The 13,390-nt window shown below is 44.6% G+C and carries 6 protein-coding genes; 1 reads left to right on the forward strand and 5 read right to left on the reverse strand.

What is annotated here, in order from left to right:
* Nucleotides 1–13: 13 nt before the first annotated feature.
* Entirely contained in the window at nt 14–2,104 is a 2,091-nt protein-coding gene (locus DWW70_RS09785; RefSeq protein WP_118649761.1) for a fibronectin type III domain-containing protein, read from the reverse strand.
* Between the two features lie 33 nt (nt 2,105–2,137).
* A complete protein-coding gene (locus DWW70_RS09790) occupies nt 2,138–6,421 on the reverse strand; it encodes a transglutaminase domain-containing protein (protein ID WP_118649762.1) in 4,284 nt (1,427 codons plus the stop codon).
* A gap of 417 nt (nt 6,422–6,838) precedes the next feature.
* On the opposite strand from DWW70_RS09790, the gene DWW70_RS09795 reads away from it, so the two are divergent.
* Entirely contained in the window at nt 6,839–8,875 is a 2,037-nt protein-coding gene (locus tag DWW70_RS09795; protein ID WP_118649763.1) for a beta-galactosidase, read from the forward strand.
* A 119-nt stretch (nt 8,876–8,994) separates the two neighbouring features.
* Here the strand turns inward: DWW70_RS09795 and pap are convergent, their stop codons facing one another.
* The 3 genes from pap to DWW70_RS09810 all read right to left on the reverse strand — a co-directional run bounded on the left by pap (nt 8,995) and on the right by DWW70_RS09810 (nt 13,353).
* The gene (gene pap / locus DWW70_RS09800; protein ID WP_118649764.1) at nt 8,995–10,479 is read right to left on the reverse strand and encodes a polyphosphate:AMP phosphotransferase; all 1,485 of its coding nucleotides are present in this window, start codon (nt 10,477–10,479) and stop codon (nt 8,995–8,997) included.
* A 787-nt stretch (nt 10,480–11,266) separates the two neighbouring features.
* Complete coding sequence (locus DWW70_RS09805; RefSeq protein WP_118649765.1) at nt 11,267–11,983, reverse strand: hypothetical protein; 717 nt, start codon at nt 11,981–11,983, stop codon at nt 11,267–11,269.
* Entirely contained in the window at nt 11,983–13,353 is a 1,371-nt protein-coding gene (locus DWW70_RS09810) for a Mur ligase family protein (RefSeq protein WP_118649766.1), read from the reverse strand. The genes DWW70_RS09805 and DWW70_RS09810 overlap by 1 nt, the downstream gene beginning before the upstream one ends.
* Nucleotides 13,354–13,390: the final 37 nt, after the last annotated feature.

Here is a 13,390-nt window from a genome sequence, read left to right on the forward strand (position 1 = left end):
CTCTATTTACTTTTTATCTGTACTTGACACTAGCCTTCTTGTAGGTTCCTGCCGTCTTTCCTTTGTATGGTTTTACAAAGTATGTGTACTTTGTTCCTGACTTCACACGGCGGTCAAGATATGTTGTGGTCTTTGCTTTCACAACCTTCACACATTTGAATCTGCCGCTGCCTGTCTTTTTGTATATCTTATAGCCGGCGGCTCCCTTTGTCTTCTTCCAGGAGACTCTTACTCCCTGTGAGGTATTCTTTGCTCTTGCGGTCGTGCAGCCTATATAATACTGGCTCTTTGCCTTGGAGCCGCCCTTTGTATAGCTGTTGTATGCCGATACTCTGTATGTGTAGGTCTTTCCTCCTACAACAGATCTGTCTACCATTGATCTCACAGAGCTTCCCTTCACTGTCTTTATAAGTCTGTATGCACCCTTGCCTGTGCGTCTGTATACCTTATAACCGGTGGCTCTTGAATCGGTATTCCAGGTGAGGCTTATTCCCTTACCTGTATTCTTCGTTTTGACCGTCACCGTCGCAAGCTTCAATTTGTCGAGTGTGACATTCTTGGTATATCCGCAGTTGCTGCATTTGTACTTCTGCGATCCCTTGGATGTGAATGTCGGCTGTTTTGTAACCTCTCCCGCCTGCCATTTGTGGCTCATACATGCTCCGAGATAGTAAGCGTCCTTTCTTGTACAGGATGGAGTATCGGAAACCCAGATCACAACATCATTTCCGTAATATCCCATTCCATATATGTTTACACCTGATACATACTTCTGTCTTATGTCATATATAGCCCACGCCTTGCGCTCATTTACCTCAAGATCTATCCATGCAACATATCTCGATGTGCAGAAATAGAGCTTTTCCTGTGCAAGGAACAGTGTTCCATACTGTTTGTTAAGTGCCGTACCATCTGTATCCAGCCATTCATCCTGCCCGGTAAATATCGTTGTATTTACACCGTTGGTGAAGCTGTACTTGTTTATCTGATAGTATGATGACTGGCTGCCCTGCTTTATGCTGTACCAGTAGCCCTTTCTATAAAAGATGACCTTCTCAACGCCATTCCAGAACTGGCCTTTTTCATATCGCTTATCCGTGGCATTGCTGTATGTTCCCTTCCATACATTTCCCACCTTTGTGTCATATCTGCCAAGATAATAATCGCTGCTGGCGGCCTTAGTCTTACTGTTCAAGGTGTCAAAGCTTACAAGGAAATAATCATGCATCGACCTTCCCGGTATATCACTTGCGGGATCATCCCAGGTTGCGTCAACGTGATACCACTTTCCACCTATATTTACAACATTCCACGCATGGTTTACATACTGGCTTGTGGCAACTCCACTCGGAACCCCGGCTTTCCTGAGGAAATACCACATGGTCTCCGCATATCCCTGACACACGCTGCTCCTCTTAACCAATACACCATACATATCATACATGTGGTCTCTTCCGGTTGTTGGATCAAATTCCTTAGCCCCGCTGGTGTCATATGCAACTGTGGATGTCAGGAACTCATGATATGCAAGCACGATCTCTGCCGGCTTCATGTTCTTTGTATTTATCTGCTTGTTCACTTCCGCTATGGCTGCATCCAACTGCTTCTTTTCGGTTCGGGCATTTGGCTTGTATGAGAACTTCAGATACACGACCTTTCCTGTGGTCTGGTCATACAGATAACTGTATCTTGCCACATACACGACCTCGGGATGCGCATTCATTGCGGTTGTGACTACATTTGCAACATTTCGTGTGGTCAATCCCCAGCTCTTTACATTGAGTCTCGGTGAAAATTTCTCCACAGCGCCGACAATGGCACTCTCATATTTCTTTGAATTTGCCGCTGCCAGTGACGCTTCCGATGAATCCGATGCTTCATCTTCTATTATCTGTCCGCCAAATTGCAGGATACCTGAAGTATCGCCCTCCTGCTCAAGCAACTGACCATAGCTGCTCTGTGATGAGTCATACTGTTCCTGAGTATCTTCCGCAAATGCTGGTATTTTTCCGCCGTACAGCACACACGCAGCGATGACGCCCACCACAAATATCATCCTGATACGCCGCACAGCTTCTGTGAGTCTTACATTTTCATATTTCATTCTTTTTCTCCCTTATAATTACGCAGTAAGCATCTACCTTTTTATTCTCTTCTGCGGTGACGCTGCACTGTATGTCTTATTATTCACTGCCTTCACAATGTAATAATAAGTCTGACCTTTCTTTGCCGTTTTGTCTGTCCAACTGAGAGTTTTCGCTGTTACAGTCTTGACTGCCCTGTATTTGCCTGTTGGTGTCTTTCTATACACAATGTATTTTTTTGCACCGGCAGACTTTTTCCAGGAAAGTTTCACTCCCTGTGCTGACTTCCTGACCGTGACAACCGGAGCCTTGATGTAGAGAATACTTGCCTCTGTATATCCACTGAGTACATTTCCATTATATGCCTTTACACAGTAGTAATACCTGTTTCCTGACTTGACTGTCTTGTCTACATAGCTTGTCGTTCCCGACTTGACTGTCTTGATGCATACATATCTTCCCTTGGCGGTTCTCCTGTATATCTTGTAACCAGATGCCCCTGACGCTTTATTCCAGGTAAGCTTTATCGCGCCGGCCTGCTGTGCAGACTTTACGGTTACCTTCGCAAGCTTCAGCCTTGCAATTGTGACCTGCTTTGCTGCGCCACATGTCTTGCACGTATATTTCCTGACTCCTGTAGCTGTATATGTAGCTTTCTTAGTAACCGTTCCATTATCCCATGCATGGGTCATACATACAAGCTTAGCTATAGTCTCGGTCTTTGTCTCGCCACAGTTTGTACAGGTGTACTTTCTTGTTCCCTCTGTCTTGTATGTTGGCTGTTTTGTCATTACTCCGGCATCCCATGCATGATTTATACATACAAGCTTGGCTATAGTCTCGGTCTTTGTCTCGCCACAGTTTGTACAGGTGTACTTTCTTGTTCCCTCTGTCTTGTATGTTGGCTGTTTTGTCATTACTCCGGCATCCCATGCATGCTCGGTGCACACCAGTTTGTCCACAAGCTCGGTCTTTGTCTCGCCACAGTTTGTACAGGTGTACTTCCTGGTTCCCTCTGTCTTGTATGTTGGCTGTATTGTCACTACCCCGGCATCCCATGCATGATTTGTACATACAAGCCTGGCTATAGTCTCAGTCTTTGTCTCGCCACAGTTCTCACATGTATATTTCTTTGTACCTGTGTTTGTATACGTAGGTGCTGTTACAATTACTCCGGCATCCCATGCATGGTTTGTGCAACCAATTTTCCCGATTATGTCTGTCTTTGTCTCGCCACAGTTCTCACATGTATATTTCTTTGTACCTGTGCTTGTATACGTAGGTGCTGTTACTACTACTCCGGCATCCCATGCATGATTTGTACATACAAGCTTGGCTATAGTCTCGGTCTTTGTCTCGCCACAGTTTGTACAGGTGTACTTTCTTGTTCCCTCTGTCTTGTATGTTGGCTGTTTTGTCATTACTCCGGCATCCCATGCATGCTCGGTGCACACCAGTTTGTCCACAAGCTCGGTCTTTGTCTCGCCACAGTTTGTACAGGTGTACTTCCTGGTTCCCTCTGTCTTGTATGTTGGCTGTATTGTCACTACCCCGGCATCCCATGCATGATTTGTACATACAAGCCTGGCTATAGTCTCAGTCTTTGTCTCGCCACAGTTTGTACAGGTGTACTTCCTGGTTCCCTCTGTCTTGTATGTTGGCTGTATTGTCACTACCCCGGCATCCCATGCATGATTTGTACATACAAGCCTGGCTATAGTCTCAGTCTTTGTCTCGCCACAGTTTGTACAGGTGTACTTCCTGGTTCCCTCTGTCTTGTATGTTGGCTGTATTGTCACTACCCCGGCATCCCATGCATGATTTGTACATACAAGCCTGGCTATAGTCTCAGTCTTTGTCTCGCCACAGTTTGTACAGGTGTACTTCCTGGTTCCCTCTGTCTTGTATGTTGGCTGTATTGTCACTACCCCGGCATCCCATGCATGATTTGTACATACAAGCCTGGCTATAGTCTCAGTCTTTGTCTCGCCACAGTTTGTACAGGTGTACTTCCTGGTTCCCTCTGTCTTGTATGTTGGCTGTATTGTCACTACCCCGGCATCCCATGCATGATTTGTACATACAAGCCTGGCTATAGTCTCAGTCTTTGTCTCGCCACAGTTTGTACAGGTGTACTTTCTTGTTCCCTCTGTCTTGTATGTTGGCTGTATTGTCACTACTCCGGCATCCCATGCATGATCTGTACATACAAGCTTAGCTATAGTCTCGGTCTTTGTCTCACCGCAGTTCTCACATGTATATTTCTTTGTACCTGTGCTTGTATACGTAGGTGCTGTTACTACTACTCCGGCATCCCATGCATGATTTGTACATACAAGCCTGGCTATAGTCTCAGTCTTTGTCTCGCCACAGTTTGTACAGGTGTACTTCCTGGTTCCCTCTGTCTTGTATGTTGGCTGTATTGTCACTACCCCGGCATCCCATGCATGATTTGTACATACAAGCCTGGCTATAGTCTCGGTCTTTGTCTCGCCACAGTTTGTACAGGTGTACTTTCTTGTTCCCTCTGTCTTGTATGTTGGCTGTATTGTCACTACTCCGGCATCCCATGCATGCTTTGTACATACCAGCTTGGCTATCGTTTCGGTCTTGGTTGTTCCGCAATTCTTACACGTATACTTTTTGGTTCCCTCTGTCTTGTATGTCGGCGCTGTCACAACCTTGCCGCTATCCCACACGTGGCTCGTACATACAAGTTTGGCTATCGTTTCGATCTTGGTCTCACCGCAGTTTGTACAGGTGTACTTCTTGGTTCCTGTACTTGTGTAGGTCGGCTCCTTTGTCACCACTCCAGCATCCCACTTGTGGCTTATGCACATCTCGAATGTATACTCGGCATACTCCTTGTTATACTTGCTTGAATTGCTTGAATCCTTAGTTTTCTTTATATTAGGAGAATCTGTAATAAAATACACCAGCTTACCATACTGTTCTCCAAACGCATATAAATTATTTCCTGTTGAACTATTATACTGTGTTCGTATATTTATAAGCTCTGTAGGAATTACATTTGTCGATGTTATATCTATCTTGTTCAAGCTATCCGGAGTAGTAAAATATAAATTATCACCTCGGAGATATATTGAACTATAAACACCAGGATAATACCCACCACTCGGAGTTGTCCATTTTGCAGTGCCCGAATACAAAACCTTGTTTATGTTAGTCGAATACTGGTACTTATTTATGTTAAATGATGTTTTCGAACTGCCCTCACTTATGCTGTACCAATAACCGTCTTTATAAAAAATAGCTTTCTCAATACCATTCCAGAACTTACCACTCTCATAAGTGGTGTCCACCGCTGTCGTATATGTATCTCCCCACTGTGCACTGACAACCATATCCGTTCTGTCCTTAGTATGGTTGATGAGTGTATTCTTATTCATTGTATCAAAGCTGACAAGGAAATAATCATGATATGATCTTCCAGGCATATCCCACACCGGATCGTCCCAAGTTGCATCTATGTGATACCATTTTCCATGTATCTTAACTATGTTCCACGCGTGATTGATATTTTCACTTGATGCGATTGCACATGAAAGACCAGCCTCTCTTAGCAGATAAAACATAGTCTCGGCATATCCCTGACACACACAACTATGTTTAACCAAAGCTCCATACATATCGTACCCGTGATTTGCAGCAATCGTTCCATTGAAATAATCCTCATATGCATATGCAACTGTGGATGTGAGATACTCATGATATGCAAGTACTATCTCTTCATCGCTCATTCCACTGGTATCTATCTTACTCTTGACTTCCTGAAGTGCAGCATCAAGCTCCTGCTGCTCCTCCTTTGCATTTGTCAAATATGTAAATGCTATTTTGGTGATTGAAGAGCCAGAAGTCCAATATGTATAGCCTCCCGATAGACTGATAAACTCGGGATGAGAATTGATAATAGATCTTACTGCCCCGTTATTAATATCGTCTCTCGTAAGGCCAAGTTCCGATACATCTATACTCGTCTGCCATGCCTTGATTCCTTCAACAATAAGCTTCTCAAGTGCTGTTGCATCATATGTAGATGCCAGTGAAGCCGCACCATCCTGCTGCTCAACGACAACGCCAAGTCCGCCTTTCTGCAAAGTGTCGTCCAGATCATCATACCCTACCGTAACCTGACTCTCATCTGAACTTACCCGTGTCTGATCAGATGCATATGCTCCCACTTTACCGCCTGGCAATAGCACAACCGCCGCTGAAAATGCCAAGGCACCGATACAGATTTTTCTGCTCAGCTCCCTTAACAACTCAGACCTTATACTGCCTGCCACCACTCTATATGATTTCCTCTTTTTTATCATAAAACTCCTCCTTAAACGATACGTTCCAACCTTATATTTCCGTTCATCCCTCAATACTTTTATTATATAGATTTTTGACACTGTTCGATAGCTTTTTACCTCACTTTTGTACATCTTGTAGGAATTGACAAATTGCGCAACTTTGAGCAATTCATGATATCTTAATCATAAGCAACTATATCTCTTATTTCAAGCCGTTTTTCTTAATTATATACAATATTGTCCTGATGAATGGCAGTGTATATATTTTGTATATTTTGCACAAATTGAAATGTATTGTCAAATTACAATTGAATTATTTGTCTATTTGTGCTACCTTTAAATAGTAAGTTGTGCAACCGCTTGCGCATATATTTTAAACTTAGAACAGTTAATATAGAGTACATTACCTTTTATTTACAGGAGGATGACAGATAGATGAACAAAAACAAGCTTTTCCCACAGATAAATGGAATACTACACGGCGGTGATTACAATGCTGAACAATGGCTGGACCGCCCTGATATCCTGGCTAAGGATATCGAGCTGATGAAGGAGGCAGGAATGACTTCCGCTACTCTTGGGGTTTTCTCATGGTCAGCTTACGAACCTGTTGAGGGCGAATATCATTTTGACTGGCTGAAAGACGTTATGGATAATCTTTATAATGCTGGGATTTACACAGTTCTCGCAACACCATCGGGTGGCAAACCGGCATGGATGGCGCAAAAATATTCTGAGATCAGACGTGTGGATTCCTATGATGTCCGGGAACACCAGGGCGTCCGTGAGAACCACTGCATGAGCTCACCTGTATACAGAGAAAAAGTTGCCAATATCATCCGTCAGCTCCACGCCCATGTGGGAAACCATCCGGGACTCATCATGTGGCATGTGTCAAATGAGCTTGGTGGCGAGTGCTACTGCCGTCTCTGTGTGAAAAGATTTCAGAATTACCTCGCAGAGAAGTTCGACCACGACATAAACAAGCTGAACAAAGCATGGTGGACCACCTTCTGGAGTCACTCATACAACAGCTTCTCCCAGATCGAGCCGCCTTATAAAAATGGAGATTTCAGCATTATGGGACTGAATCTCGAATGGAAAAGATTCACCACATGGAACATGAACGATTACATGAAGTCAGAGATAAAGCTCCTCAGAGAACTCACCCCTGACATACCGATAACTACCAACTTCATGCAGCTCTATGACGGTCTCGACTACAGACCGATGGCAAAGGAGCTGGATGTGATCTCATGGGATTCATACCCTAGATTCCACAATGACTACGAGAGTCTTGCGGATGTCATGGGCCAGAATACATTTGACCACGCGGTCATGAGATCCATGAAGAAGGATAAGCCTTTCATGCTCATGGAGAGTGCTCCGGGGCTTGTAAATTGGCATCCATATAACAAACTCAAAAGACCGGGCATCCACAAGCTGTTCTCATACAACGCTATAGCCTGCGGTTCTGACACTGTTCAGTACTTCCAGTGGCGAAAGGGCAGGGGCTCATTTGAACAGTATCACGGTGCCGTTGTTGACCATCTCGGAACAAATGACACCAGAATATTCAAGGAGGTTGCCGCCCTCGGCGCAGAGCTTGATGGGCTCTCCGAGATAACCGGCACACTCATCAGATCAAAGGTTGCACTGCTGTTCGACTGGGACAATATGTGGGCCATAGATGATGTCAAGGCTCTGGGGCAGGAATCAAAAAAATATCCTGAGACCTGTATGTCTGTATACAAAGAGCTGACAAAGCGCGGCGTTGACGTGGACGTCATTGCATCCGATGAACCACTCGACGATTACGATGTGGTTGTTGCACCTATGCTCTACATGCTGAGAGATGGCGCAGCCGAGTCTCTTGCCGCATTTGTAAAGAGGGGCGGACAGCTTCTATCCACTTACTTTACGGGCTATGTAGACAAGGATCAGCTCTGTATACTCGGTGGATTCCCGGGAAATGGACTTGCAGATGTATTTGGAATCATCAGTGAAGAGATAGACACCCTGTATCCATCTGACAGAAACAGCGTGAGCTTCACAGATGGCAGTTCATGCGAACTCCGTGACTATGCTGAGATCCTGAGAGTCGGAACGGCGGATGTACTTGGAACCTACGATTCTGATTTCTACGCCGGAAATGCAGCAGTGACAGTGAACAGCTACGGCGAGGGCAAGGCCTACTACGTGGCTGCAAGAATAGATTACAGTAAACTCGGTGAGATCATGGAGCAGATGATGGTGAACGCCGGTATCGCCATAAAAGATCTCCCTGACGGAGTTCAGTATCACTGCAGATATGCAGATGACGGAACTGCATATGGATTTTTCCTGAACAACACCAACGAACCTCAGACAATATCTGAAGTTCACGGAACCGACATTCAGACGAAGAATATATTTGATGGCAAAATGGAATTGGCTCCGTTTGGAGTATCCATCATCAAGGAAAATAATTAAATCTGATAATAACTTTTTCCTTCCTTAAACCTTTTTGAAAAAGGCGGTGATACTTCTGTTGTGTATCACCGCCTTATGTGTTCTATTTCCAGCATGGACTCTCAGTCCTATATGCATTTTTAGTTCTTTTCAACCTGCTCCAGCTTATCCTCTATCGCCTTGATAACGATCTTGAGGGCTTTTATTCTGGCATACTTCTTGTCATTTGACTCCAGTATGTGCCATGGCGCAAAGCTGGTGTTGGTCTTTTCCAGCATCTCATCCACCGCAGTCTCATAGTCATCCCATTTATCACGGTTGCGCCAGTCCTCATCTGTGATCTTCCAGCGTTTCTCAGGCGTGTTCTGTCTGAGTGTGAATCTCTCAAGCTGTGTATCCTTGTCGATCTGAACCCAGAATTTGATGACGATCGCACCCCAGTCGTGGAGTTCCTTCTCGAATTCATTTATCTCGTTGTACGCTCTCTGCCAGTCATTTTCCGAACAGAAGCCCTCAAGTCTCTCAACCATGACTCTGCCATACCATGTTCTGTCAAATATCGCCACATGTCCTGACTTAGGAAGTCTTGTCCAGAATCGCCACAGAAAATGCCTTGCTTTCTCATGCGGCTCAGGACTTGCTATAGGATTTACCACATAACCTCTCGCATCAAGTGCCTCCGCTATCCTCTTGATATTTCCACCTTTGCCTGCCGCATCCCAACCTTCGTAGCCTATGATAACAGGTATCCTCTTCTGGTAAAGCTCATTGTGCAGTCTGCCGAGTTTCTTCTGCAGCTTGTCAAGTTCCTCCTTGTACTCCTCATCCGTCAGTTTCTTGTCGAGAGACACCTCGGAAAGTTTCGGGATCTTCTTGAGCGCAAATGTATTCTGCAGTATAGGTACAGCATGCCCCTGATTGAGCAGCGCAGTCTCTATTCCCTGATTGATGATATCTAGTATCTGAAGTTCTGCCCATTTTCTCTCCTTTGTATCTATCATGTACCACGGTGCATTTGACAGATTGGTGTCATACATAAAGCTGTCAAATGCCTCAAGATACTCGTCATACTTTTTGTTCTGCTTCAGATCATGCTTAGACACTCTCCAGCTTGTAGTATCATCTTCAAGAAGTGTTTCAAGCCTCTTCTTCTGCTCATGCTTGTCTATCTGGAAGAAAAATTTCATGACCAGATATCCGTTGTCCGCCAGAGTCCTCTCAAATCTCTTGGTGCTGTCAACTCTCTTCCGGTATTCCTTGTCTGACAATTCTCCAGACATCTTGCCACCTACTATGTCCCTCATCCATCCACCATCCAGAAATACAAACTCCCCCTGTTCCGGTATTCTCGTAAAATACTTGTACAGGAATGGTCTGCGTTTTTCCTCATCTGTGGAATACTTCACTGACTCAACGTTGAAAAATCTCGGATCCATATTCTTTATGATCCTTCCCACAAGACTTCCCTTACCTGCGGCTCCCCAGCCCTCAAATATGACAAATACAGGTATCTTACCTTCCTTTACCTTGATCTGATTGCGTGTCAGATTCTCTCTGGCAATCTTTAACCGAGTGTCTATCTCCTCATCCGATGGACGCTCCGGCTTGTTCCAGTCCTTTAACATGTAACCCACTGCTCCTTTCACATTGTCTCTTCATTTGTTTTTATGAATAATATACCCCGATTTACAGAAACTAATGCCGCTTCGCATTTACTAATACAAATGCCGCTTCGCGTCGCGCATTTTTCCTTCTTGCTTTTGGCAGACTCGAACCCTCGCGCTGCCGCGCTCCATGTTCGGCTCCGCCGAACGGGTTCTCGTTGATATCGCAAGGAAAAAACAAATGCCGCTTCGCGTCGCGCTTTTTTCTTCTTGCGATATCATTATACTACTTTCTTTTGAGTTGATACATCTGAAAAAACATTAAGATATGTGAGGAAAATGAATGTTGCGAAGGTAAAATTCATATGATATAATGTCAGCAACAATGAAACAAGAAATTCTGACATATGCTTTCCCAAAAGCATAACGAAAACCCCAGTAGTTGGCGCTACTGGGGTTTTCTCCGTCTTTTAAAGGCGACGTACTCCTTGGGCTGATTACCACTTACTTATCTCCGTCCAGCCACTTGCAAATATAGTAGGCTACTATACTTGCCACGACGGAAATTAAAAATGAAACAAGAAGTTCTGTCACTGCGCTCCCCCCTTTCCTAGCCTATCTAGGGGTGGCAACATCTGTATTGTGACATATTATCTTTTTCTTTTCAATGGGTTTACATAACTATACAAAATGTATAGTTTTATACATTACTACATATAAAATCCCCAGCAGCATACTGACATGTGTCCTGGATTTCAGGTACATATCAAAGGCCACCGGGGCTTAATTATCACTATAATTCTCTATATTATGACAGCTCCAGATCAGGCTTGCCATACTCAGCAAGCTTCACATCATATGCCTTGCGCATAGCTGCCTCAAATGGTATCTCTTTCATAGGAGCATCCAGTTTTTTCAACAGATAATGTACAAAATCAGGATTCTGAATGAGCAGTGGTCCATGAATGTATGTCGCAATTACTCTGTTCTTGCAGATTCCCTCATTCATGGTATCAGGATTGCTGCCCTGTCCGATCTCCACCTTGCAGAATGTCATATCATCAGGTATTCCGTAAGTGTGGGCAAATCGGCTTGTGTATCCGATGAGTGTCATATCGTTGAACTTCGCCTTGATGAGCGTGTTGAAACGATTCGGAGTCTGGCGGACTGAGTACATGCCCGGAACAACGCCAAGTCCTGTAACTCTGGTTCCATCCTCTCTCTTGATATAATCACCAAGGAGTTCCATGGAATTGCCAACCAGAAGGAAAAGCGCCTTTCCATCCTTCATGCATGCTGCGATCTCGTCCTTGTACTGCATCAGTCTGTCAAGCACGAGCTCCTGGCTCTTCTCGCTCATGGAACACATATACACCATGTCTATATTCTCTTTGAGGAAGAGTGGCTTCTCATTAAGTCCTGTTGTCACAAATTCCGCATCCGGCAGACATTTCTGCAGGTACATTGTATTTCCTTTGTCACCGTAGAGTGTACATATTTCCGGATATAAAATCTCAATCTTCATTATTTGTCACCCTCCAGTCTCTTGATTATCTTCTTCTTCATCTCACATGACATTCCGTAATTCTCACAGTCGTACAGGATGTATATTCTGTCAACACCATCTATAGTCACATCATCTGCCGCAGCGACCTCGCTGAGATTTGTGAGTATCTTCTCCTCAGGGATACCAGCCAGTAAGCATCTCACCTTGTGGTCGTAGCATCTAGGTCCTGTGCAGATGACCTGTACAACATCATCCCTGTTGAACTGCTCATACTCCAGATCATATATCCAGCCTGAGAACTCTATACTCTTCTGTCTGTCCTCAAGATCGTCCATCGCAAGGAGGATAGCCTTCTTGCCCTCCTCATTTGCCACATACTCAAATGTTCTGGATGAAGAAACCGCACTCTGTCCCTTTGAGAGCGCCTGGATTACTGTAACACCATTCACTGTGGTCTCGTTGTGGCGGGAATCCGGTATACGGATCTGACCCATGAGTTCCTTGATTCTCTCAGCCGAGAGACCGATCTCGCGCAGTGCCGAGATAACTGTAACTTCATTATATATATTGAAGAGAGCTGTATGGATCAGCGGATAAACTGTCTTCTTGTCTCCCTCCTGTATAGTAATTGTCATCTTCTCTCTGTCTATGTCGGTTGCCAGATACTTCTTGTCTGGTGAGTGAAGTCCACACTTCGGGCATACCACATCGCCGATGTGATGATATCTGAGGTAATTGTACTTCAGCTTCTCGCCGCAGTTAGGGCAGATCTGGTAATCCGCGATAAGGTTGTATGGCTCGGTCTTGTCATCAGGCTGCTTGCCGATTCCATAGAACACTCTGTAGCTGTCTTTCTTCAACATGCTTGAGCAAAGCTCGTCCGCATTCAGGATAACCTTTGCAGAATCAGGGCAGTAGGTATCTATGACACTGAAAATATAGTCAGGGTGAGCATTTCTCTTGAGTGAATCTCTGAAAAGCCCTGTTACAACAAGATAATCCGGCTTCACATATGGAAGTATCAGCCTTGAAGCACGCTCGTCCACCTCAAATACAGTGGCATCCACTCTGACCTTTCCCGTAAATGTAAGGCTGTTGATGACATTTGTCGTACAGCCAGGGACGATATTGGAACCTGTTCTGTTGCTGACAACTCTTCTTCCATCCTTCTCCAAAACATCAGTTATCAGGTTACTACAGGTGGTCTTACCATTTGTTCCTGTGACACATATCGTAAGCGGTGCCTTGGGCGCCTGTGCCAGGAAATCCGGACATATCTTCAGGGCGATAACTCCAGGTGTATGCGTACCGTTCCTACCCAGGAGCTGGATGAGTCCCTTGCTCAGTTTTGCGGCTGCGAGAGCCACATGAAATCTAAAAGATGACATAGCTATTCATTCTCCTTATATATACAAATAAAACTCA

Source organism: Coprococcus sp. AF16-5, from assembly GCF_003479365.1.
Lineage (GTDB): Bacteria > Bacillota > Clostridia > Lachnospirales > Lachnospiraceae > Coprococcus > Coprococcus aceti.